Origin of the sequence: Bradyrhizobium sp. BR 1432 (genome assembly GCF_051547705.1) — a bacterium.
GTDB classification, from domain to species: Bacteria; Pseudomonadota; Alphaproteobacteria; order Rhizobiales; family Xanthobacteraceae; genus Bradyrhizobium; species Bradyrhizobium zhanjiangense.
Map to the genome: position 1 here is coordinate 3,852,894 of NZ_JBPUGF010000003.1, position 23,731 is coordinate 3,876,624.

16 protein-coding genes and 1 pseudogene are annotated in these 23,731 nt (G+C 58.4%); 8 read left to right on the forward strand and 9 right to left on the reverse strand.

Annotated features, from left to right (window positions below; all coding sequences use genetic code 11):
* Nucleotides 1–59 precede the first annotated feature (59 nt).
* Nucleotides 60–808 (forward strand): IS5 family transposase gene (locus ACSKB8_RS18565; RefSeq protein WP_438103727.1). Its coding sequence is split into 2 segments (ribosomal slippage): nt 60–384 and nt 384–808, totalling 750 coding nucleotides; the frame shifts between segments, so codons are not numbered across the junction.
* Between the two features lie 17 nt (nt 809–825).
* On the opposite strand, the pseudogene ACSKB8_RS18570 reads toward ACSKB8_RS18565, so the two are convergent.
* The 7 genes and pseudogenes from ACSKB8_RS18570 to ACSKB8_RS18600 form a co-directional block, all read right to left on the reverse strand.
* Nucleotides 826–1,881 (reverse strand): annotated as a pseudogene (locus tag ACSKB8_RS18570) (DUF932 domain-containing protein); the annotation flags it as partial.
* A gap of 363 nt (nt 1,882–2,244) precedes the next feature.
* Nucleotides 2,245–2,556, reverse strand: coding sequence for a DUF736 domain-containing protein (locus ACSKB8_RS18575; protein ID WP_438105596.1), 312 nt, complete (start codon nt 2,554–2,556; stop codon nt 2,245–2,247).
* Between the two features lie 84 nt (nt 2,557–2,640).
* The gene (locus ACSKB8_RS18580) at nt 2,641–2,844 is read right to left on the reverse strand and encodes a hypothetical protein (RefSeq protein ID WP_438105597.1); all 204 of its coding nucleotides are present in this window, start codon (nt 2,842–2,844) and stop codon (nt 2,641–2,643) included.
* Nucleotides 2,845–3,013: 169 nt separating this feature from the next.
* Nucleotides 3,014–4,159, reverse strand: coding sequence for a hypothetical protein (locus ACSKB8_RS18585; RefSeq protein ID WP_438105598.1), 1,146 nt, complete (start codon nt 4,157–4,159; stop codon nt 3,014–3,016).
* Nucleotides 4,149–8,216 (reverse strand): hypothetical protein, encoded by a 4,068-nt coding sequence (locus ACSKB8_RS18590; protein ID WP_438105599.1) that lies wholly within the window; start codon nt 8,214–8,216, stop codon nt 4,149–4,151. The genes ACSKB8_RS18585 and ACSKB8_RS18590 overlap by 11 nt, the downstream gene beginning before the upstream one ends.
* A gap of 86 nt (nt 8,217–8,302) precedes the next feature.
* A complete protein-coding gene (locus ACSKB8_RS18595; RefSeq protein WP_438105600.1) occupies nt 8,303–9,979 on the reverse strand; it encodes a hypothetical protein in 1,677 nt (558 codons plus the stop codon).
* A gap of 259 nt (nt 9,980–10,238) precedes the next feature.
* Nucleotides 10,239–11,126, reverse strand: a complete 888-nt coding sequence (locus tag ACSKB8_RS18600; RefSeq protein WP_438105601.1) for a hypothetical protein — start codon at nt 11,124–11,126, stop codon at nt 10,239–10,241.
* Nucleotides 11,127–11,816: 690 nt separating this feature from the next.
* Here ACSKB8_RS18600 and ACSKB8_RS18605 point away from each other — a divergent pair.
* Nucleotides 11,817–12,197: a hypothetical protein gene (locus ACSKB8_RS18605; protein WP_438105602.1), complete on the forward strand. Its 381-nt coding sequence runs from the start codon at nt 11,817–11,819 to the stop codon at nt 12,195–12,197.
* Nucleotides 12,198–12,388: 191 nt separating this feature from the next.
* On the opposite strand, the gene ACSKB8_RS18610 is transcribed toward ACSKB8_RS18605, so the two are convergent.
* Together ACSKB8_RS18610 and ACSKB8_RS18615 are read right to left on the reverse strand one after the other, a co-directional pair.
* On the reverse strand, nt 12,389–14,122 hold the full coding sequence (locus ACSKB8_RS18610) for a hypothetical protein (RefSeq protein WP_438105603.1): 1,734 nt from the start codon (nt 14,120–14,122) through the stop codon (nt 12,389–12,391).
* A gap of 205 nt (nt 14,123–14,327) precedes the next feature.
* On the reverse strand, nt 14,328–15,203 hold the full coding sequence (locus ACSKB8_RS18615) for a WYL domain-containing protein (RefSeq protein WP_438105604.1): 876 nt from the start codon (nt 15,201–15,203) through the stop codon (nt 14,328–14,330).
* Between the two features lie 126 nt (nt 15,204–15,329).
* On the opposite strand from ACSKB8_RS18615, the gene ACSKB8_RS18620 reads away from it, so the two are divergent.
* The 6 genes from ACSKB8_RS18620 (at nt 15,330) to ACSKB8_RS18645 (ending at nt 23,518) form a co-directional block, all read left to right on the forward strand.
* Complete coding sequence (locus tag ACSKB8_RS18620; RefSeq protein ID WP_438105605.1) at nt 15,330–16,295, forward strand: CBASS oligonucleotide cyclase; 966 nt, start codon at nt 15,330–15,332, stop codon at nt 16,293–16,295.
* Nucleotides 16,296–16,300: 5 nt separating this feature from the next.
* A complete protein-coding gene (locus ACSKB8_RS18625) occupies nt 16,301–16,819 on the forward strand; it encodes a hypothetical protein (RefSeq protein WP_438105606.1) in 519 nt (172 codons plus the stop codon).
* Nucleotides 16,816–17,754: an AAA family ATPase gene (locus ACSKB8_RS18630; RefSeq protein WP_438105607.1), complete on the forward strand. Its 939-nt coding sequence runs from the start codon at nt 16,816–16,818 to the stop codon at nt 17,752–17,754. Before ACSKB8_RS18625 ends, ACSKB8_RS18630 begins: the two co-directional genes overlap by 4 nt.
* The gene (locus ACSKB8_RS18635) at nt 17,751–18,476 is read left to right on the forward strand and encodes a DUF6602 domain-containing protein (protein WP_438105608.1); all 726 of its coding nucleotides are present in this window, start codon (nt 17,751–17,753) and stop codon (nt 18,474–18,476) included. Before ACSKB8_RS18630 ends, ACSKB8_RS18635 begins: the two co-directional genes overlap by 4 nt.
* Before the next feature lie 225 nt (nt 18,477–18,701).
* Entirely contained in the window at nt 18,702–19,967 is a 1,266-nt protein-coding gene (locus ACSKB8_RS18640) for a metallophosphoesterase family protein (protein WP_438105609.1), read from the forward strand.
* 2 nt (nt 19,968–19,969) lie between these two features.
* A complete protein-coding gene (locus tag ACSKB8_RS18645) occupies nt 19,970–23,518 on the forward strand; it encodes an AAA family ATPase (protein WP_438105610.1) in 3,549 nt (1,182 codons plus the stop codon).
* Nucleotides 23,519–23,731: the final 213 nt, after the last annotated feature.

Sequence of the window (23,731 nt, forward strand, 5' to 3'; positions counted from 1 at the left end):
CAGACAGGATTCCCAAATCAGTAGAAAATTGATTCAAGGCTGAAAATTGGAGATCAGCCTTGATTCGATTGATGTTGAGCGATGCGCAGTGGGAGCGGATTGCGCCGGAATTGTCTGGCAAAGCCGGTGATCCCGGCGGCACCGGGCGTAACAACCGGCTCTTTATCGAAGCAGTTCTTTGGATTGCGCGCACGGGCTCGCCGTGGCGAGATCTGCCGGAAGCGTTCGGCAAGTGGTTCACAGTGTATACGCGCTTCTGGCGCTGGGCGCAGAAGGGGGTCTGGGAGCGGGTCTTCAAAGCTCTCTGTGACGATCCCGATTTCGAATATGTCCTGATCGACGGCACACTCGTCCGGGTCCACCAACATGGCACCGGGGCAAAAGGGGAACTCAAAATCAGGCCATAGGCCGCTCGCGTGGTGGCCTGACTACCAAAATCATGGCTCTGGTCGACGCACTCGGCAATCTCATTCGCTTCGTCCTGCTGCCCGGCCAGCGTCACGACAGCATTGGCGTCGAGCCTTTGATCACTGGCCTCGATTTTGAAGCGCTGATCGGCGACAAGGCCTTCGATAATAACTGGCTGCGCGCCAATCTGAACCAACGCGGCGCCGCAGCGGTCATCCCGTCCAAGGCCGACCGCGCCGGGCGCATCCCGCACGACGCCGAAATGTACAAATGGCGCCACCTGGTCGAGAACTTCTTCTGCCAGCTCAAGGCATTCCGCCGCATCGCAACTCGCTACGAAAAGACAGACGCCTGCTTTGCCGGCCTCCTCAATCTCGTCGCGGCTTTCCTCGCAAACTAGCGACTGTAAACAGGCCTTAGAACGGTTTCGATGATTTTCGATGCCTCGGACTTGGAACCCGCCTTTGCGGAGGAAGGTCTCCCGGTCCTCATCCGTGCGCGCAACGATGCGTTCCCGGGCTGCCTTGACGCCGGCAACGAACGGCGCGGGCGATGAATTGGCAAAGCTCGTCAACGCGGGGGCGGCTTCATGCGCGAAGCGTTGTGCGGCGAATTTCGAATGGTGGATGCTAATCTCCTCGAAATTCTCCACGCCCAGAGATCGCGGTTCATGCAGACCGCGCGAAGGTAGAAGCTCGCAATCCCGAGCGTCTTGCTGCCGACTTCGCTGTTCCAGCAATAAAATCCCCGGAAATACAAATCCGGTGATCCATCGGCCAGGCGGCCGGCCTCGATGGGGTTTGTGTCGTCGACCAGAAACAGGAACACGTCGCGGTCGCAGGCGTAAAGCGTCGTCGTGTCTTTGGTCACGTCCACAAAGGGGTTGTGGGTCATGGTTGACCAGTCCATTACGCCCGGGACCTTCCACCGCGTGTCACCTGTGCCATTGCCCGCGATCTTCGTGACCGCCGCGACCAACTCATGATCCCAGATGCGGCCGTAGTCCGGCCCGGTGACGGCGCGAAGCTCAATGCGCCCGTTATTGGTTTCCAAGGTTTTCACGAGCTCGGCGCGATGAGAGAGCAAGCCGTGTTGCAGGTTGATGGCCGACAGGGATGCGGGCAGTTGCCGCAGGTAAGAGGTCGGCGCGCCGGCCAGCGTGCATAATTGTCCAAAGCTCCAGTGGGTTGGCGCCACCGGCTCGTCGCGTCCCGGCACCATCAGGGCCAGCCGCTCGTGATTTTCGCGGTTCGCCTCCACCCGGACAGCCCTGCTTTCCACCGTCCGCGCCTGCGCGCGCTCGGCGCGACCTCGCACAGCTTCGTAGAGATCCGGCAAATTTAGGTAACGCTCATCGTCCGGTCGCGCAAACCACTCGGACGACACGTGGCCGATACGCCGGCCACGCGATACATCCACGCGGAAACCGCCCGATACAGGCTGTTCGCTCTGGGACAAGGTCATCATGTTCATAGTGATTCTCCTATGGGCTGAGGTTGAAGCGCAGCGCTGCGCTGCAACCCTGCCCGTCGGCGAGACCTGGGGTAGCAAGGGCAAGGGCGGCCGGAGCGGAGGGGGATCACCCGCCTGATAAGGGCGCGCCGAAGGCTACGCGTCTGCACGCGCCTGACGACGACGTCGTCATGAAGATCTGTTGCGCGGAAGACCGGGGATACCGCTCCGGCCGGCGACGAAGTGTGCTTCACCCTTGCCCGCGCGAGGGCGGAGCCCTTAGCAATCTCTTCAAAAGGATAATGTGCTCTGCTTTCTTCCAAGCGGCGCTAGAAACGGAAAGAGCCCCGCCTCCGAGGAGGCGGGGCCGATGATCCCGGGGGATCAGTCGCCGTTGCGGCGGGACCAGATCAGGGTGAAGCCCTCGTCGCCATCGACCTTCACCAGAGAGGCGTAGATCGGGGCCGGGAAGCTCGGATCGTCGAGCTTGACCGAGAGGTATTCGCGCTCGGTTTCGCGAGCGGTCTTCTTCCAGGCGGCGCCGAACTCGGTCGTACCGGCGAAGATGCGGTAGTCGGGCGCCTTGTCGTTGTCCTTCTCGGAGGGGGCGAACCTTGCTTTGATGTTGAGCGTCAGCGTCTTGATCGAACCGATGTAGCCGTTGTCCGAAGCGGTGAAGGTGCCGATGGTAGCCATGGTGGTCTCCGTTTGTTGCTCGGGCCGCGCCCATCGCAGCCTCGATGGCGATCCTTGGCCCGGAGAGCGATCGGCCCGCAGCCTTCAGGCCCGCAGCGCCAGCGGAGGACGGCGATAGCCTGCTTTTTTGTCTTCCCGCGAGGAATGCCGCCCCTTCGCGGCAGGGGAAAAAAGCAGGCGCAGCCGTTGCGGGAAGGCGATCGAGGCGTTAGCCGGCCCTCGGGCTTGATCGGCCCATTCGAGGTTGCGGTGGACGCGCCTGATGAACGAACTGACGGAGACAACCATGGCGGCCGACACCGACGTAGAACAAGGACGCACTTGGGTCGATCGAACACTCGCTGACGGCCGCGCATCAAAGGCGAGAAAGACGCATCCTGGCAAACGCCAGCGCCCCTGATCGCATTCCCGCGTGTCGGCGAAGGTGCTGCTGGAGTGATCACCGGGCAGAAGCACTTCACCTTGCTAGGCCGGCCATCACCCGCCATTCCCGTTCGAGCGATCGCAATCGCTGAGTATCTACCGGCCGCCGGTGCGCCAAATCATTGCGAGCAAGACGGCACAAGAACACCAGTTGCAGGCGTGTTTCAGGAACTCGCGCCAAATATCGCAAATTCCAGTAAAGCTGGCCAATTTCGAGAAGATCCGCGTCGTTTATGACTTCATTATTTTGCGATACATAAGGCAGTTTGATAGATTCACGAAATTCATCAATGAGTGCTGCTCGCATTTCCTCAAGCCAGGGAAATATTTCTGACACGTGCGCACGCCAAAGACGCCTCGTGATCTCTTCTGAGTCTCCTATCGAAACGTGTTGTAGAATATGCGGAAGCCGGCGGGCACCAAACATATCCTCAGTCCCCGCCTTCCAGGAGAGGGATGTACGTTCCCACATCCTCGCAATTCTTTGTAAGCCGGCATATGGGTGCAATAAATCGGCGTCCGACCATTTGCACAATTGGTCCGCCAAGCTCGCGTCCCATCCAGCGAATTCAACTACAATCCGCTCGAATAGATTAGTGGGCCCCAGCCCGTTTCTGCCATGCATCCGGGTCGAGACGTACAGCTGCACGTCGGATGGACGTACGCGACCTTTCCATTCAAACACACGAACGATGTCGCCGTCGCTTGCAATTCGCGGGTCTGACAGGAGCGTCTGAGGCAAATCAAACATTAAGCGAGGCATCGCGCGCTTAGACTTGGCCCTCTGCCGCACGCAGCTCAAATATTCGGCTAAGAAGACTGCAAATTCTGTAAACCGAGCCTCCAACTCAATGCCAGAGACATGGATGACAGTGGTCTGAAGGCCAGCATCTAGCGCAATATCATTGGCGAACGCTCGAGGCGGCCGCCGTGCTAGCGGAATGAGCTGGTTCGCCAGAACTTGAGCAATCCGGCCCGATCCAGACAGATCAACCGTCCTCCACTCGAGCATTCCACGCAGATCCAGATTTGCAATCAAGCTCGCGTGCAAGCCTGCCGGGGTCGTTGGTGGAAGAGCAAGAATCGCATTGCTTCCCGCCTCGAGAGCATCCACCACGTCAACAACGAAGCTGTGCGGCCCTGGTAGAGACCACCAGATATCCCCGAGCTCAATCAGCATGGTGCTGGTCTAGGTAAGTCTTAACGAGCGGATTGACGTAGACTTTTTCTCCAATCTGAAACAACGATCCCATCCAGATACCGTACCGCAAGAACCCCTCGAGAGACATGGGAGCGCGCCCGCTGAGCTCGTCGTCGACGATGATCTCCAAATCCCCCTCGTTGATCGGAGACCATCCGGCGATGGAAACGAAGATTGGCTCCAGATCGGATGAAACACCGAAATTTTCCAGAAGACCTGCTCGCCGGCCAAGTTCCTTTATGACCTGCTCTGCGGCGGCTTTGACGTTCTCACCCCTCTCCTGAAGGGCACTTAGCAGATGGAATACCCCTTCACCCGAATAGCCGGCTGCCTCAAGCAACTCTGTGCGGAGCTCGGGTGTGTCACAATCACGCCGCTCGCGTTCGGACAAGTAGGAGCGGAAAGTGCTCTCAGACCAGAGCTCGACGGACTCGACCTGAATTTCATCACTGAGATTCGGCTGTTCCGCCAGAAGACGCGCATGAGATGACGCACCAAGAAAAATTATGCGAACTCGCCGATCACGCAGTTCCGTAGAGGCAGCGTTGACCCTGCGGATCCACGACATGTCCCAAGCAACAGAACTCGGAACAAGCGCAACGCTCTCGCCGGCGAACCTGCCGCGACTAGCCGCCTTTCGCAGCAACTCGTCAGCGCTTCTAACCCGCATGACCTCGACGGAATCATCAGCGCGGATTGACCGGATAGCCCGCTCGACATTACCTAGCCCGGTTGCCACGCTAGCAAATACTATGGAGACTTGGGATGACTCAGCCTCCAGAAGGCGATGCTCCTGGGCAGGGGTCAACGGCGAGGCTATGCCGCGATGGGCATCGAGCATTCGCCGCTGCGTGCTCCGATCGCGGCTAAGCGGCTCCCGGTTCTCAAACTGAAGCAATTCTTCGCTGATAGAGTCCTTCGATCCAAGCATCGTGACCAGGTTGGGCGATCTAAGTACAAACCCTTCCCTGCCCTGCTGCGAAAGCACTCCGAGCCCAACGAGCTCTTCCAACAGCGCAAGAAATGCGCCGGGCGTCCTGTTCTCGAACAGCTTTGGTGCCCACCCCAGGCAAAGTCGACCGATCTCGTCAGGCTTCATTGGCGGCGCCACGGCTCCGAAGCCACTCTGCTCAATTGCGGCGTTCGTGATCACCAGAGTGATAAGCTTGTACCGATCGTCCAAATCGAGGCTCAAGCGGAAGCGTTTATTGATCTCCTCACTGAGGGTTTGGTTCTTGTACGCGGCCTCTAGATCTTCGCTAACAATCAGGAACGGCGGCCCGCCTTGTTCCTGTTTGTTGGCCTTGAGCAGATGATTCAGCAACTCGCGGCAATAAAGCTGAACCAATGCAGGGTAATAATTCGTCTGAGATAGAATCCGAAGAGGCAGCGTTGACGACTGAAATTCAAAGCCGAGCGCCGCCAGCGGCTCCGTCACAAGACGGAGGCCTTCATTCCTATCATCCCCGACGAATGGCCCGATACAAATCGGAGTTCCGAGGTGTCCAAGGCTCTGATTGGGGCTCGTCGCGGTTCGTTGAACATTATGAAGACCAGCCATAACAACCTTGAACCGGCCCTCTGTTCCCTCCAGCAACTGTCTTAGCCGCACGACGTTGAGATACTTTGTTTCTTCCTCCGCCAGCAGAAAGTTATCAGCCTCGTCCAGCATCAGAATGATTTGGCGCGAACTGCGAGCCGACAAGAATTTGCGGATATCATCGACGACACCATCGGCCGTCACGCTTCCCGGTTGAATACCGATCCCAGCTTCACGTAACTCCGAAGCAAGACGCTGCCAGAAACGGGGGCCGTATTCGCCAGTTTGACCAATGTCATTTATGTCGATGCATCTCACGAAAATATCTTCGTCCGGATTGTGCTCCTTTCGCTCGACATCCCGCAGCAGTGACGACTTACCCAAGCGGCGTCCACCGAAAACCAAACTTCCTCCCCGGCGGGAAACAATCTGGCGTTTCTGGTCCGAGCGGCCATAGAACATCTCGGGAGGCAGCGGCGTGATCTCATTGTAGGGATTGTACCGGATGAAAGCACTTGCAATCTTGAAGAATGCAGCCAAGCGATTGTCCTGTACAAACGCGAGGTATGCAATCAACGCATCATCGAGCACAATTCCTTGATAGCTCTGGTTGTGGGCGCGATGGGCGAGATCTGCGCGGTCAGCGCAATCTAAAAAGTTCGTGTAGAGATGAAACGTTGCTCTCTGCTTGGCAGCGTCAGCCTGCATATGCTGAAATAGCTCGAAATTCTTATGCTGCCCTCTCAGGACTTCGACCAGATAGTTGCCATTGGCCTCAGACCCGAACAAAGGCACGAGGAATCCATCCGGCACCAGCAGACGAGACGCAGAAAGATAGTAGCGAAAGATTTTACCGCCTTTCTCTTTCAGATCATCTATCTGTTTGACGTCGAAGCTCAGGCCACCGACGAATAGCCGTTCAATAGCGGAAGCGATATCGTTTGACGTACGGATGTCGCGCCACGCCTCGAGCATTCTAACAGCGTCTTCACGCTGGGCTGCTGTCATGGAGCCGATATCAAACAGGTCTGGAATTGGCTCTGCGGTGCGGTTCAGGATATCCAGCGCAACGTCCACAATCTTCTGGCGGCTTGAGCTGAAGACGTTCTCAAGCTTTGGTAAGTACCGCCTCATATAGTCGAATAACGGTGCATTCGCCCGCGCATCTCGAGGCAGATCCTCTCCGTCGCGCAACAATCTCAGATACTCGTTTGCAGTGACGATGTCTTTTGATTCGAGGAGCTTATTGATGCGATCGACCGCGACCGGCTTAGCCAGTCCTTCGGAGGCCAACTTCTCGACGCTATCCTTCAACTGAGCCCGAACGGCCTCAAACTTCTCGTCTAATTGTTGTTCAACTCCCTGAAGAGTATCTCTCGCAGTCGGAAAATCGGCCGCAATACTGCCACGCCCCTTCTGATCCTGCAGAATATCATCGGCCTTCAGGTCCATGATCGGAATGAGGTCGATCTTTATTCCACGAACCCGGCCTTCGAGAGCTCTTTTCTCGACATCATTGATGACGTTGAGCGCGATTGCCATGTTGATGCGATCGCGGGCCGTAATTTGCAGCCGGCCCAACTCTTCGCGCAGATCCCGAGTTTCCTCTTCACGGCGGGCCTGTTTGAGCACGAGCTCGGCCTTGGGCACGCCCAGCGCCTCAAGTTCATTCAATATGCGGCCTGTCGGTATGTGAGCTCCCGCGACCATATGTTCTTGAAATGCACGCTCGAACCCCTCAACGAGCGGTTCTGGTTCAAGTTGCGCTAACTTGATAGCTCCTTCCAATAGAACCTGACGATCGTTCGGATCGGGATCCCAGCCCCCAGAAAAGCGCAGGCCTGGAATTAGGAGGAGCTCCCGTCCAAACCATCGATCCAGAGGCATGTCGAGCGCCGGCGGCTCGTAGGCGTTGAACATTCGAATTAGCCGGTCGATAGACTCGAGAGACACTCGCAACGCGGCCCGTTCGGAATCTGTCTCCGGCGTATGCTGCTTCAAGAAGGTCTGCGCCTGCAGAAGGCGATCCCGGAGCGCGCTCGTGAAGCGCTCCAAGCCGGAGCCCGCATTGCCCCCCGAGCGATCTGGAGCCCGCTGGAGATGCCGCAAGCATCGCTCGAGGAATGCAGTGGATGCAGTCAAGTTGTGTTGGAGGTTGGTCCGAGCCCGCCCCTCGAGCCGCTGCACAAGCTTCTGCGCCCCACTTTGCTCGAGAAGGTCATCGATATTGTCTTGTCGAAGGACGTCCAAGGCGAGCCTGATATGATCGATGGCTCGCTCTCCTGTATTCGCAAACGCTCGCATGACCTTTCCAAGAAAGCCACGATGTGGGTCGATAATCGCAGCCCACGCGATCTCTGCTGGCCGGAAATTGCCGAAGCCGTGATAGATCTCCCTATTGTCCTTCCAGTCTTTTGCCGTCTCTTGCAGGATCCCTAGGCGCTTCTTCCAAAACTCCTGCTGATCCGCTTTGGAGAGAACCTCCGGGACCAGCATTGCGCCGAACCTGTCTGCCTCCGCGAGATGGTCCACAAGCCTGTGTAGAGGCGCCGCGGATCCAAATCGCCCCAAGAGATGCAGCTTTACCGCGTTGCGGGCCGTGGAAGCTGGCAAGAAAAGGGCCGGAAAAGCAACCCCGACAGCAGATACAGGAGAGCGGCGCGATCACGCGGCCCTTCGCTCCAGCTTTTGCCGAGGTTGTGAGATGCAAGCGATATACAGCAATTCATCAATGGCTCCGGAGGTACATCGGCGACCTCCTGTGCCGCTGTCGATAACGCCAGCATCTTGTAGATATCCGGCTCGCTTTTCTCGGTGGAAGCAGGATAAAGTTCCGCCACAGCGGCTGCGAGCTGGCTAACCAACGCGTGACGCCCTCGAGCGCTCAACTCGTTCACAGAGTTCAAAGCCCTCAGCGCCTCATCCGACGCGCCGCCTGCCTGATCATCAGAAACGATGCTTTGATCAGGTCCGGCGGGCTCCTTTTCGGATAGCTCGGGCTCCTGCTCCGGCAGCAGTTCTCCGCCTTGAGATGCCTCTGTTGGTGTTTCGGCGACAAACGGCAGGACCGGCTCAGCGGGGAACTCGCTCAACTGATCCTTGTGCTTCAGAAGGTCACCAAGTTCTGCTGCAAGTGGAACGCTACGGCTCTTGATTTCAACCAGACGATTTTGACTGACGCGCATCGGAGGATCGAGCTCAGCGCGCTGTGTCACAGCGGCGGCCAAATATTCACGGACAGCGAGGTCATAGGCCGTGCGCTGTTGGATCCATTCGTCTGCCAATGCTCCAAGTTGAGAGGCAATAGCTGCGATCTTATCGGCTTCATCGTCCGAATAGAGACCTTCGCTTGGCTGTTCGGCCCACAAATTGAGTTGGCGCCTGTCGAATGCGTCTTCCGCGACCTCTTGTGCAGGTAACACGGCGAGAAGGGCCTTGAAGGCCAGAGAAATCTTTCGGCCAGGGCTTACCTTGAGATCTTCATATTGCCGCGCGAGGGCGACCAACGTTCTTGCCCTGCTCAGGGTCTCGGCGGCGATTGCAACATCGGGCTTTGCTTCACCTGCCAGCCTCGAGATCCTCGCTAGCTCATCAACCCACGATGTCTCAACATCTTCCGCAGTGACAATGTCCACGGCTGAACTCTCATCATATTCATCGCTCGGAGCTAGCGAAACACCGGGCTCGCCCGTCTCGCCCATAGAAGCCGGCGGATCGTTCAGCTGGTACTCGCGTGCAAACTGCAACAAGTCGGTCCAGCCTGAGGACTGATCGTACCACGAAATCGCCGAGACGCTGAGCTGGTTCCGGAGAATCGAAACGGCTGTAAACTCCTGGATAAGCTCCGGCTCTTTCTTTGCTGCGAGCATTTCTGCCACAAACGCCGCAAATTCGTCTGGACTCGCGCCTGGCCTGGTCGTTCGTGCCTTCAATTCCTTCAGCCGGCCCGCCCGATGAACAACGTCTATGGCCCGTTCGACGACAGGATCGAACAGCTTTCTCTTTTTGAGAGCGGCATTGAGTATTCCAATGCCACCCGGGATTCCCAAGGCGCGGTGAACTTGCTCAATGAAAGCCGGATGACTCAGCCTTCCTTCTGGCCATTTCGAGATTAAGCCACGGCATCTGTCGGATATGTGCCTGATATCAGACGGCGGCACGTTGCCGATATTTGTCGCGACCCAGTTGAGGGTCATGAATTTCGGCAGTTGAATGGTAGGTTCAAGCGGATAGCTGCCGCTAGATTGCTTATTATTCATTCCGTCTCCCCGCGCCCGCACCGCTCTCTAGCAACTTGAGGAGGTGGGTCCAACAGATACCATCGACTCTATCAGTGGAGCCCGCCGCGCCAATTTCAATGCGGCCTCACAGCCGTTACCCGATCCAACTCATTCAGCGTCAGCGATTGCACACTCCGGGCGATACCGCCAAGACCGATGCTATTCCAGAAAATGAACCCGCGCGGACTGAGTCGATACGGGCCGCCGGCTAACCGTGGCCAACCGCCGCACCGCACGACTAGGCCGCCTTCCTCTGCGCAAAATATTCAAGTGCGGCAGCGTCAATGTCTTCGCGCGCAGGCTGCGTTTGACCTTGAGACGCGATCCAAGCAGATATCCAGTTCAAACGCCTTTTAGCCCAGTCATCGAGGCTCTGCATTTTCCGCGCCTTTGCACGGACCTGCACCATAGCTTCGACTGCAGCGTAGAGCATTTGGGGGACACGCTCCCGCTCGATTCGCTCTCGCACAAGCGCCTTATCGCCCTGGAAATTGGCAAATATCGCCGCGATAAGCCCATTCCCCTCAAAGGCGTCTTCTCTTGGTTCAAAAGGGCCAATGAGCAGTTCAACATTCGTCATCACGAGCGTAGTGACATACCCAAAGGGGATCACAGGGCCTTCCTTGCTCATCGCCCGTGCGTGGTACGCGAACAAAAGCGCATTAAGCGTTCGGAATATGTCGAGAAAGTTTGGCAGACCATTCAGGTTTCCCCGGCGCACGTGCCGATACAGCTTATCGTTTTGGTGCCGCTGGACGAAAGCTAGGACAGCCACGCGAAGATCACCGGCCGAGCCTCCAACAGGAACGCTTAGCCAGTTCGGCGGAGCATCAGGCTTGAAGGGATCACGCGGCTTCCAACTACCGCGCCTCGATCCGGGCGAAGGAGATTCACCGTCGAAAAATCGGATGTTGCAATTATTTAGAAACTCCACCGCGTCACGGGCGCTACCCATAGCATCGATGTATGACACGATGTTCTCTCCGGTCTCCTCGATCCTTTTCAAGGGGTTTCCGCCGCCGTGTGAATTGGATCGCTTGCGAAGCAAGTGATAGAGCTGGACAAGGGCAACGCCATTGCTGAGAACGCTGTCGCCTGTTTTGGAAACGGCCTTGATCTCGCACACGGCAGCGGCCCGGATCTGTTCGATTTGTTGCTCAGCCAATTCGAGAGAAACGGCTGCACCCAACCGGACCGGCAATGCCAATACAGGAAGGGCTTCATTAAAATTTCGGATTCTGAGAGTTACATCATCAAAGCTGCCAGCAGTGCTTATCTCACACTCCAGCACCCCGTTTTCGCGCAGGATCGCCGAGTGGAGTACAATGCCACGTTGAGGATCGCTACTGACCGGCTCTTCCTCGTCGCCAGGTATGAACTTCTTTGGATCGATCCGCCGCAATGAAAGACCACTCTCTCTCAATAGGCTGTCGGCACCTTCTTCCGTCTTCAGAAATATTGCCGCTTCCGTGTTCTTTCCGCCAAACGCCGCGAGCGTGGCGTTGGCGCTGCCCGTAAGCCAATAGCATCCGGAGCCCGTCTCGAAAGCAAACGCTTTGGCATGAAGTCTCCGGCCCGGCTGTGGACTGGCCGAAAACAGCGTATGCTTACCACCCGCGAAAACTTTGGCCAACTTCTCACCGGCCAACGTCGCGTATTTTGGTTGAGCGACCACCGTGATTTTGGACCGAGGCCATTGTTTCTTCAACATCTTGAGAAGGGCTAAGTCCCGATCGTAGAAAGGCGAGATTACAACGATCTTTCGAATGTTTTCTCCAGCAAGGCGTGCCGTGATCTGCTTCCACAAAGGCAATTCATGGGTGTGAAGCAGCTCAATACCTCCTTTGTGCATGGCAAACTTCGGGCCCAACCATGGGTAAAGCTCCTCCGCCGGCTCGAAAAACTTCGTCTCAATGATTTTTTTGAGCGGTCCGGCGTCCGTCGCGAACACCCTCATCGCGTCATACGCCTGGCGGATTACGAACGCTTGATCCATCTCCTTTATAGATTGGGAACTTTCCAACGCCGAAAACGCCGAACAGAGCTCGAGATTGTATCCAATGCCGGCACTGGTGCAGTTACTGCTTCCAACAATCGCGTCCGCCCGCTTGTCTCCAAAACCCAAGTAAAGCTTCGGATGAAATGCGTAAGGTGCGCGATTGATTGGAATGACGAGGTAGCGGCGATTGAAACCTGACACACCTAATCCATTCGCCATCAGCTCCTGGTAGCGTGTCCAATCCATGAAAACGACGATGCGCTCGGCCGAGCCAAACATCTTCTTGGCTAGAACGCGCCGCTCAAAAAACTGCGGGTCAAATTCGTATGTGGCGATAAACCCGACGGAGCTTGCACCTTTGTCAAGCTGATCGAGGAGATCCAGAGGCTTCATGGGCGCGCCGTGCGCGCGAGCTCGGTTGCGAGCCAAGTCTCACCCTCTTCGGTCAGTTCGTACCCCTCATCTCCTTCGACGATCAGCTTGAGGTCCGCGAGAATGCGAAGGGCAGGCCTAAAGCGCGGATTCTTCGCTCGCGGATTGGTGTAGTCCATTTCCGTTGCAACAACCCTTGTCCCATCGACATGAAAAAGGGGCGCGACACCGCCAAATCCACGCTCATAGCTCATCGTCTGATGCTGACGGACGATAAAGCGCCAAACAATCCGATCTAGGATCTCACCATTCGTCCGCTCGACCCAATGCTTGCCAAACTCGTCCTCGAAGAACCGAATGATTCCAGGGAGAGCCACATCGGCATAGTGATTGTGGATTTGCTGACCGTACCAATTATTGAACTGGACCGGGCACCGCTGCTTGTGGCGCAGGACTATCTGATAGAGCAGCGTGGCCGCCAATACCACGCACGACGCCTCGTTGGCCTCGTCCTCAATGAGCCACTCCTCGAGTTGCCGTTCGGAGAACGGAGCCTCGGCGGAAAGGGCACTTTGGCCGGGATCGCGGACGTCGAGCCCGCAAAGAGCAAGCGTATCTCGGGGCGTCATCTGTAAGAAGTCGCCGGGCAACTCAAGGCCCGACACTTCCTTAAGCCGCTCGGTCAGGCTCGGCGGATTCAGTAGCCGGACCAACTGCGTTCGTTCAACGCCGGCTGGCTGGTCACGAATTTGCCTGACTACAGCGACCAACAGCGACTGCAGAGCCACGGCTAGGTATCCCTGCGTAGCGAAGACGCGCCATCGTTGTTGAATATCTGACAGACTGGTAGACAGCACTACTTCTTGCCTTGTCCGCTCCTCATCGCCAAGGACGATGGCATCGAAATAGCAGATATCGCTGAATGTCCGCTCATCGAGCGACGCTCCGGCCTCCTTAGCCTTGGCAGCACACTCTAGGAACAGTAGCAGCGACATTCGCCGGCGATGATGCGAGGGCCGGTTCAATTCCTCGCAGGCCGCGAAAAACACCTCCCGCAGGACATCCCGATCCTTCGCGTTCTTGTGCGTGATCTCGCATAGACCGGCCTTCTTGCCAAATTCTGTCAGGACATCAGATGCGACCTTGTTCTTCAATGTCTGCGCTTGAGCTACATACGCTGTCGTTTGAACGGATTTCTTGAATGCATTCGCGAGCCGCTGGCCAAGCGGACTTAGTTCACGGATCTCAATGGATTGCGTTTTCTCGTCGAGCTCATTCGTATCGGCTTCAACGTCCTCGCTGACTTCCTCGTCATCGGCCTTGAAAACACCAAGGTTAATCAGTGATCCCTTGTAGGCGGCGCCGAACTGTCCTTGAGAGTTCTTAAGGTGTCTCCAGGCAATCAGGTCGTAGTAGCGAGATCGCTCTAGCTCGTCGGCTTTGTCACTACCGCCCAGGCCTCCACCGTCGCAGGCCGCGCCTTCGTGATGCAACACGGCGCCGAGAACCATCGCCCGCTCACGGGCGAGAACGCCTTGAACACGTCCGCGGTCGCCTTTCGTCAGACGCTCCCGTTCATTGTAGTCTTGCAGGGCCCACGGAAAGAAGGCGTAGTAGCGCGCGCGGGGCGTGATCGAGGTGATGCAATAAAGGAGCTCGTTCGAAAGCCTCGCTGAAACCCTTAGTTCGAGGCCAAGAGGGTCTGCCTCGCTAGCTTTGGGAAGCTCCTTGGTCCAATGCAGAAGTCGCAAATTGTCGGTTGGCTTTGTTATTTGAAACATACCGGCCCCGGCGGACGAATTTGCAAATAGTATAGCCGGACGGGCCAGGGATGCACGTGCTGGTTGCTATAGCCGCATTAGCCTTATGGGTTATGCGAGCCTTTGATTTGCCTTCGCCGTCCTCCGCATCGGGGCCGGCGCAGGATGAGGATTGTGCGCCCTCTTCTGATCACGGCTAATACTTGATTTTTCCCAGAACCGCTTCGTACTCCATTCTATTCGCAACAACGATCGGCGTCTCCTTCGGACGATCCTGCTGTTCAGCAACGTCGAGGCGGAGGCGCTTATCCAAATAGTACAATAGAGCATGGCGGACGCGTAGCTCGCAGCGGCCGTCTATCATTCCGTAATCCCTCTCTATCGTCGCTTGCTGCCCCTTGGAAAGCTTTGGATTGGGAATCAAAACCACCGTGAAGAAAGCCGCCCAGTCAACATCGGCCGCGGCGTCCGCCGCGGGCGGGCCCATTTCTCCAATCCGGAGACAACGGGAAATGATGAAGTCTTTGAATGTCCGCTCGATGTGACAGAACGCCCGCAGATGCCATCGAAGGCCATCGGATCCGAACGCGTGAGGGGTAATCTCACGCCATATTGGTTCAGGACGGCGGTCATTCAAGGAATGATACTCGATCGAGATTGATCGCCGCTCACGGACAGCTTGCAAAAATGAGCGCAACACTTCGGCGTCGACCCTGCGAGCAGGGATTGGAATCACGCCGACATCCGGCAGATCACCAATCCACGTATCGAGCTCCCCAATGACGCTCTCAGATAGCGCCCGCAGCTGCGCGAGATAGCGCTCCGCATTTGGCTTGAGAAGCCGGGGCTCGAACGTATCGGCCGGCACAAAGCGCTTGGCACTGGCGTCGTAGCGGATGTTTTCGGGGGCGAGCTCCCGATATTGAGCCAAGTCGGCGGACGCCTGCGGCACAGAGACGCCAAAACGCTCCCGAATGTCCGCACGTTTGACGCTTCGGTCCCAATAGAGACGAAACTCAATAAATTCAAGGCGTTGTTCGGTACCCCATCTTAAGCGCGCCGGGTCTTCCACAAGATCAACCTTTCATGAGTAAAGTTTCTTGACAGGCTAAGTTAGTTTATCCATATAGATACTATTCGCACTCGCCGCTCGGGTCAATGTTCGGGCTTGTGCACTGCACACCTATCGAGGTTGATTATGAGCCTAGCCCACGTTGGCCATTCCGAAATCGTTCGCTTCGCTGAGGAGCGCGTCAACCTGCCCAAGGACAAGGCGGACGAATATCGCGGGCAAGCCAGGCGTCTGCGCGAAAAGCTTGAGACGTATTTGGGTGAGCACCCCGACTTTACGCTGAAGAAGATGCTTCTGTCGGGCAGTCTCGCCAAGGGCACGGCTCTCCGCACGCTGAACGACATCGACGTCGCCTGCTACATCAGCGGCGCCGACGCGCCCCAAGACGTTGCGGCCCTGTTGGAGTACTTGGCACAGCGACTCCGAAAGGCTTTCCCGAATTTCAGTCCCGACCAGGTCAAGCCTCAAACCTACAGCGTCACGGTGTCCTTTAAAGGCAGCGGCCTCGATGTAGATATCGTCCCGATTTTGTACGATGGCGATCCCGATTGGTACGGCAACCTGGTCAGCCAGGACGACGGGTCGTTCCTCAAGACCAATATTCTTTATCACCTTGATTTCATCCGGAAGCGGAAGAAGGCACAAGAAGCTCATTTCGCGCAAGTCGCCCGACTCGCGAAGTTTTGGACACGCAAGATCAAAAGCGAAATGGAAGGCTTTCGCTTCAAGTCGTTCATGGTCGAGTTGGTTCTCGCACACCTTGCCGACAATGGCGCGGACTTCTCGGACTATCCTGAAGCGCTCCAGCACTTCTTCACCTACATCGTGAAAAGCGACTTCCGTGAGCGGATCGTTTTTTCGGACTACTACAAGCCCTCGAGCGTGGGTTCGATCACCGAGCCTGTGCAGATCATCGATCCTGTCAACGCCGCTAACAACGTTAGCCGGTTGTATACCAAGGAGCAGGCCGGCGCGATTGTCGATGCAGCTATGGATGCCGGGGATGCCATCGACGCCGCGCGCGGAGCGCCGACGAAGCAGGAGACCATCTATTACTGGCAAAAAGTCTTTGGCTCCTCCTTCCAGGTGTAAATAACATGAGCAACAGCTACTCAATCTCGGAATCGGCGTCTTTCACCGTCACTCATGCGCGGCACATGGCCGCAAAGGTCGCGACCGATTTGAAGCGCGTGCAGCGCTTCTACGGCGTTCCTAGCGATAGCGATATTGCTGACTACGAAACCGAGGTGATCGAGCTCCTCAAAGCGGGCTACATGGGCGCAGTGACATTTGGGTTTAAGCGTAACGACACCTGGATCCCGCCGACGCTGCGATACACCGCGCAAGACTTGGCGGGCATGACCGCGAATGACGATGATCCGGGACGCATTCCTGCCGGCGCAGACGTTAGCAACGCACGCTTCTCATCGTTTCTCAGTTATAGCTCGAAATGGGACGCGCTGACGTCAGATCAGCGGGACGCGTTCAAAAAATCTCTTCCTCACTATCGCACCGGAGCAGATGAGCCCGGTGTGGACGGCTATTTCAGCTCGGACAAAACCTATTCGTCCGGCGGCCATGCCCTCAATCGTGACACTGTGCGGAGCTGGAAATGAGCAATAAGCCGAACATCGGCGATCTGTTTGAGCGGCGAACGCTGCTTCCCGACTTTGCGGCCCAGGATCGTCTCGCTGCCCTCGTCGGTATCGACGATCAGAAGTCACGCCTGATGAAGATCCTGGCTGTCCTCGTCAATCCGGGTGGACTTGCAGACTGGGCGGCGAAATATCACCCGAAGATAACTGGCCTGCTGAAGACCGCCACTCGCCGCCCGCCGCTCGTCGTGCTCGCTGGGGATGTCGGCTCCGGAAAGACCGAGCTTGCCGAGACGATTGGCGATGCCGTTGCGAGGCAGGAAGGCATCGAAATCACCCTGTTTCCGCTGAGCTTGTCGGCGCGAGGACAGGGACGCGTAGGCGAAATGACGCAGCTCATCTCTGCGGCATTCGACCATGCCGTAAGTGAGGCCACGAAATTCAAGAGTCAAACCGGCAAGTCGCGAGGCGGGGTCATTCTTCTTGTCGATGAAGCTGACGCGCTGGCTCAGTCACGAGAGAATGCGCAAATGCACCACGAGGATCGCGCCGGCGTCAATGCGTTCATTCGGGGGGTTGATCGCATAGGGAACGGCGGACTCCCGGCAGCTGTTGTGATGTGCACAAATCGCCTCGGAGCGCTGGATCCTGCGGTTAAGCGCCGTGCCGCCGACATCCTTCACTTCCAGCGCCCCAACGATGTCCAACGGCGCGCTTTGCTCACCGCGCCACTTTCCGAACTTGGATTTTCTGCGATCCAGATCGAGCAGCTGGTCACCGCGACCGGATCGCGACCGGAAATCCCGCATGGATTCACGTTCTCGGATCTCACTCAGCGCCTGCTGCCTAGCATCGTTCTCGATGCATATCCCGCGAAGCCCATTACGTTTGAGCGCGCGCTAGCGGTCGCGAAGGCGATTGATCCGACGCCGCCATTCCAGGAGAAGACCGTATGAGCGATTGGTCGCTGTCCCAGCTTCTCGCGGGTCTGCATGCTGACATTCAGCAGAAGCTCGAAATCTCGAGAAAGTCCTTCGCACACCCTGGCACCAAAGGCGACGCCAGCGAGTCCGTCTGGCTGGAGATGTTGAGTGCCTACTTGCCGCAACGGTATCAAGCGGCCACGGCACACGTTGTCGACAGTTTGGGCAACTTTAGCGATCAGATCGACGTCGTCGTTTTTGACCGACAGTACTCGCCCTTTATCTTCAAGTATCAGGGACAGACGATCATTCCGGCGGAGAGTGTCTACGCGGCCTTCGAGGCCAAGCAGGCCATCAACGCCGCACAGATTCGGTACGCCCAAGACAAGGTCGCTTCTGTCCGGCGGCTGCATCGCACCAGCCTTCCGATTCCCCACGCCGGCGGCGTCTACCCGGCAAAGGCGCTTATACCTATTCTCGGCGGCCTCTTGACCTTCGAGAGCGATTGGACACCGGCTTTCGGCGCTCCTCTTGATAGTGCCCTCGCCGGCGGCGGTGCGGATGGCCAGCTCGATATGGGCTGCATCGCAGCTCACGGTCATTTCACGCGCGAGACGAATCCTGGCCGCTATGTGTTCACGCCCGAGGGAAGACCGGCAACGGCGTTTCTGTTCAACTTGATTTCACGCCTTCAGTTTAGCGGGACGGTCCCCATGATCGACATCCAAGCCTACGCGCGTTGGCTCGCCAACTAGGCCGTGTACCCTTAAGGACAAACGGTGGAGGTGCCTTGCCCACAAGATATTGAGCAATTTGAACTTCGAGAATAACCAGCCCCCTCACTTTCTGTTCGAATATGCCTACCAATAGAAATAACCGAGTCTGGCTTTCCGGGTCCCTCCTCCGATTTCCGATCACCCAATGAGAGATGAATCTCTCGGTCAGCATCAGCGCTTGCGTCGATTTGAAGGATTTCCGTCTTGCAGTCATTTCGCTTCATCCACACCGGTGATATCCATCTCGATAGCCCCTTGAAGGGCCTCGCGGGACAGGAAGGTCCCGCAGCCGAACGGATTCGCACCGCAACGCGCACCGCCTTCGAGACCCTCATCACGCAGGCGATTGAGGACGAGGTCGATTTCGTCGTCATCGCCGGCGACCTCTACGACGGCGATTGGCGCGACTACCAGACTGGACTCTTCTTCGTGAAGCAGATGGGCCGCCTGTCACAGGCGAACATCCCCGTGTTCCTGCTTCACGGCAATCACGATGCAGAAAGCCAGATCACTCGCAAGCTCACGTTGCCGACCAATGTCAGCGTTTTTCCGGCGCGCAGGGTTGAGACCTTCCGGCTACCGCAGCTCAATGTCGCCCTGCACGGCCAGAGCTTCCGGCAGCGTGACATCACGGACAATCTGGTTCCAGCGTATCCGCCACCTGTGGCCGGTTGCTTCAACATCGGCGTTTTGCACACCGGCTTGGGTGGCACGCCGGGACATGCGAACTATGCGCCATGCGCCATCGAAGACCTCATCAACAAGGGCTATGACTACTGGGCGCTCGCGCATGTGCACCAAGCCGCAGTCCTCCACGAGCGCCCGCATGTCGTGTTCTGCGGCAATCTGCAAGGCCGCCATATCCGCGAAAGCGGCCCGAAAGGCGCTTCGTTGGTTACGGTCGAGGACGGTCAGGTCGTGGAGATTGCGCCGATTCTTGTTGATTGCGTGCGCTGGATCCTTTTGCCGGTTCCGGTGGAACAGTGCGTCGCGATTGCTGACGCCGTCGATCGCATCAGGCAAGCCATCGAAGAGGCCGTTGAGCGCGACGCGCAAGGGCGTCTGCTCGCCTGCAGAATCGAACTGGCGGGAGCGACGGGACTGCATGGCGAACTACTCGCGTCGGCGGATCATCTTCTTGCGGAGGCGAGGGCAGCAGCTTTGGGGTTGGGCGACGAAGTCGCCTGGATCGAGCGTCTCATTATTGCGACCACGAGCCCCGAAACCGTAGCCTCACGGAAAGACGCGTTGGGCGATCTTCAGCGCATCATCGAGAGCGCTGGCAGCGATGTCGACCTGCAGTCGCGGCTCGCCACGGAGCTTGGCGATCTCGTCCGCAAACTGCCTCACGACATCCGCACGGACGCGGACGACGCTGTGCTCAAAGCAGCCATCGACGGTAACATCACAAACTTGATCGCCCATGGCGGTGCGTATCTCAGCGCACGGCTCGCAACGGAGAAGATGTAACCATGCGAATCCGGCAGCTCGATCTCCTTCAATACGGTCACTTCACGGACGCCATCATCGCCCTACCGGCTGGCAAGCCGGATTTTCAGATGTTACTTGGCGAGAATGAAGCCGGAAAATCGACGGCGATGAACGGGGTTGAGGACTTGCTCTTCGGCATCCCCGCCAACTCGCCCCGCAACTTTCTGCATGGGTACAACGCCATGCGGGTAGGCGCGCTCCTGGAAAAGGAGGGCGACACGCTCAAAGTGCGCCGCCGCAAGGGCAACAAGGACACGCTGCTGGCCGGCGATGACGCGCCGATCCCTTCGGGCGAGGGCGCGCTTGCCCCGTTTCTGGCCGGGGCCGACCGCCGCTTTTACACGCGCATGTTCAGCCTCGATCACGATCGCCTGCGGCAGGGGGGCAAGGAAATCCTCCAGGCGCAGGACGACGTCGGCCAGATGCTGTTTTCGGCGAGCGCCGGGATCACGGGCCTGAGCGAGACGCTCAAGGCCATGGAGGCGGAAGCCGACGCGCTTTGGGCCTCACGCCGCGCGGCGCACCGGAAGTATTTCAAGGCAGAAGAACGCCTGAAGGCCGCCGAGGCCGCGATGCGCGACGATGTGGTGACGACCACCAAGTGGCAAGCGCTCAAGAGCGCGTTCGAGACGGCTAACGATGCTTACGGCGTCATCGAAGGCGAAATCGAGATCAAATCAGCGGAGTTGCGCAAGCTGGGCCGAATCCGCCGGGTGCACCGCGACGTGCGCAAGCGCGCGGAAGCTCAAAGCGCTATCGACGCGCTCTGCGAGGTCATTCCGTTTGATGCCGACGCTTCTAAGATTTTGGAGAAGGCTGCTACGGACGAAGCGGCCGCCACCACGCGCATCGCGGCCTTGAGCGAGCAGATCGGTGCGCTTGAGGCAGAATGCGCAGCCCTGATCTTCGACGATGCGTTGCTGGCACGCGCCGAAGATATCGCGCAGCTCCGTGATCGTCGCATCCAGGTTCTGGCCGGAAAGGCCGATCTCCCCAAACGGCGAGCGGAACTGGCCGCGGCGGAAGCCAATCTCAATCGCCTGGCAGGAGAGCTTGAATGGACCGGAGACGTCGATCAGTTAATCGCGCGCATCCCTGCCAAGGCTAAGGTTGCGGTCCTGCGCGGTTTGCTCAACCGCCGCGGGGCGCAATCCGGGGCGGTGGAGAATGCCAAGAGCGCCGTGGCCGAAGCCGAGGACAAGCTCGGCGAGATCGCAGCGGAAATCGAAGCGCATGGGCCGGTGACGGATATCTCGAAGCTCGCGACGGTCATAAAGGCCACGCGCGAACTCGGCGACATCGCCGGCCGGATCGCGAATTCAAAGCGCGAGGAGCAGGAGGCGCGGACCGGAATTGTACGCCTTCTAAAGGCCCTGCGGCCGGCAGTCACCGATGCTGCCGCCCTGGAATCGATGTCGGTTCCCCTGCTGGTTTCGGTTGAAGCCCATCGAGACGCTTGCCGCAGCCTGGACCAGCGGCAGCAGACCTGCCGCGAACAGATCCGAAATGCCGAACGGGAGCGGGGGCGCCGCCAGAAAGCCCTTGAGCGCATCGTCGCCGACGAACACGTCGTGACCGCTGACGAGCTTGAACGTTTGCGCGGCCGGCGCGACACCGGCTGGTCGATTATCCGGCGCCGCCATGTCGAAGGCGTTTTGGTTTCCGAAGACGAGATGGCGGCCTTCGGCCCGTCCGATGCGCTGGCGCGGGACTTCGGGGCCGCAATGCGCGACGCGGACTCGGCGGCGGATCAGCGCTTTGAGCGCGCCGACGCCGCCGCGCAGCTAGCGGTCATTGGCCGCCAGATCAGCGAGCAGGATGATCTGCTGGAATCCTTGGGCGTAGAAGAACTGTCGCTGGCGCAAGAGCGCACAAGCCTGGATGCCGCCTGGGCTGCGCTGTGGTCGGGCAGCACTATCGCCCCGCAAGATCCCGATGTGATGATCGAGTGGTTGCGCACACGAACCGAAATCCTGGACGTGAACGCGCGGCTTTCGGCGGCCGAGCGGCATACAGCCGCTTGGCAACAGCGTGAGGGCGAGAGCAAGAGCGTCGTCTTGGCCGAACTGGAAGCGCTGGGGGTGTCCACAACCTCTTTCGCCGCCCAGCCGCTCCACCTCGTCATCGAGACGGCGGCGGCGCAGGAGCGCCGGCACGAAAATGCCGCCAAGACGGCGCGCGATCTTGACAACGCGCACCGTAAAGCGACGGGTATGGTTGCGCGCAAGCGCAAGGATTTGGATAGGGCCGAGGCGGAGTGGGTGGATTGGACGAACGCTTGGCAAGCCGCTCTGAAGGCGTTGCAGCTCGTCGCTACGGCCACGCCGGAGACGGCCGAAGCGCAGATCAACGCCATCGACGACATGCGCGAGGCGGCAGTCCGCATCAACGATCTGCGGCATGAGCGTATCGACAAGATCGAGCGCGATGCGAAGACGTTCGAGGCCGACGTGGCCGCCTTGACGCAAGCCATCGGTCCGCACCTGAGCGGCACGGATCCCGAAGAAGCCGTATTACAGCTTGATCGCCTGGCCGCAGAGGCTGCGCGCACCCGGGATCTCAGGGACGCAAAGGATTCCGACATCGTCGGCCTGCAAGTACGGATTGATGCGTGCCGCGAATCGAACCGTGAAGCGCGCGAAATCATCATGCAGTTTCTGCAGAAGGCCAGCGTCGCGTCGACCGACGAATTGCGGATCGCAATTCAGCGCTCAGATGAGATGCGGAGGCTCAGCGCCGAGCTGGATCGGCTCACGACCGCGCTGACCCAGGATGGCGATGGTCTTTCCGTTGCGGAACTCGCCGCTGAGTGCTCGGGCATCGACCTCGATGCCGTCGCAGCCAAAGACCAGACGCTTACCGACGACGTGCAGGAATTGCGCAATCGCCTGATGGAAGCACGCGAAGCCCGCAATACCGCACGCCAAGCCTTCGAAGGAATTGGCGGTGACGACCGAGCGGCGAGGGACGCGACGGATCGGCAGGCGGCGCTCGCCGAGATGACCGAGATCGCCGAGCAGTACGTGCGACTTCGCTCCGCGATCATCTTGTTGCAATGGGCGATCGATCGTTACCGGCGGGAGAAACAGGCGCCGATGCTCAAGCGCGCGGGCGAGCTGTTCGCCATCCTCACCTGCGGCTCCTTCCAAGCGCTGCAGCTCGAATTCGACGAGCACGACAACATGCAGCTCGCCGGCCTGCGCCACGACGGCCGGCGGGTTCCGGTCGCCGGCATGAGCACCGGCACCGCGGACCAGCTCTACCTCGCGCTCCGGATCGCCGCGATCGAGGATTATCTCGACCACGCCGAGCCCGTGCCGTTCATCGCGGACGACCTGTTCACCAACTTCGACGACAAGCGCGCGGCAGCAGGCTTCCGCGTCTTGGGCGAACTCGCCATGAAGACGCAAGTCCTGTTCTTCACGCACCACGAGCACCTGCTGGAGGTCGCGCAAAAAGCCTTGGGCGCCCCGATCAGCAGCGTCACGCTGCCGGTCACCGCGAGCCCCCCGCGTTCGGAGGCCGCCTGACGGCCCCGGATGTCCGGTTATTTCGCGTAATTGTTATCGCTCTAACTAACATACTGAATTTACTTGATGAAACAATGAGGCGGAAATTTTCGGGTTCGGCTTTCCGGGTAGCCCCTCTTCGACGCGTCGTTCCGGCGCCAGGATGGTGAGCCCGCCGTCGCCTTGTGCGAGCTCGACAACGGCGCCGGCCGCCAGGCGCTCGATCAGGTTGGG

Coding starts and splice junctions, on each gene's coding strand:
- ACSKB8_RS18590 (WP_438105599.1), bottom strand. CDS start 8,216: ATGCTGGTCCCGGAGGTTCTCTCCAAAGCGGATCAGCAGGAGTTTTGG.
- ACSKB8_RS18585 (WP_438105598.1), bottom strand. CDS start 4,159: ATGCTGATTGAGCTCGGGGATATCTGGTGGTCTCTACCAGGGCCGCAC.
- ACSKB8_RS18580 (WP_438105597.1), bottom strand. CDS start 2,844: ATGGTTGTCTCCGTCAGTTCGTTCATCAGGCGCGTCCACCGCAACCTC.
- ACSKB8_RS18630 (WP_438105607.1), top strand. CDS start 16,816: ATGAGCAATAAGCCGAACATCGGCGATCTGTTTGAGCGGCGAACGCTG.
- ACSKB8_RS18625 (WP_438105606.1), top strand. CDS start 16,301: ATGAGCAACAGCTACTCAATCTCGGAATCGGCGTCTTTCACCGTCACT.
- ACSKB8_RS18605 (WP_438105602.1), top strand. CDS start 11,817: ATGGGTGTGAAGCAGCTCAATACCTCCTTTGTGCATGGCAAACTTCGG.
- ACSKB8_RS18635 (WP_438105608.1), top strand. CDS start 17,751: ATGAGCGATTGGTCGCTGTCCCAGCTTCTCGCGGGTCTGCATGCTGAC.
- ACSKB8_RS18575 (WP_438105596.1), bottom strand. CDS start 2,556: ATGGCTACCATCGGCACCTTCACCGCTTCGGACAACGGCTACATCGGT.
- ACSKB8_RS18620 (WP_438105605.1), top strand. CDS start 15,330: ATGAGCCTAGCCCACGTTGGCCATTCCGAAATCGTTCGCTTCGCTGAG.
- ACSKB8_RS18595 (WP_438105600.1), bottom strand. CDS start 9,979: ATGAATAATAAGCAATCTAGCGGCAGCTATCCGCTTGAACCTACCATT.
- ACSKB8_RS18645 (WP_438105610.1), top strand. CDS start 19,970: ATGCGAATCCGGCAGCTCGATCTCCTTCAATACGGTCACTTCACGGAC.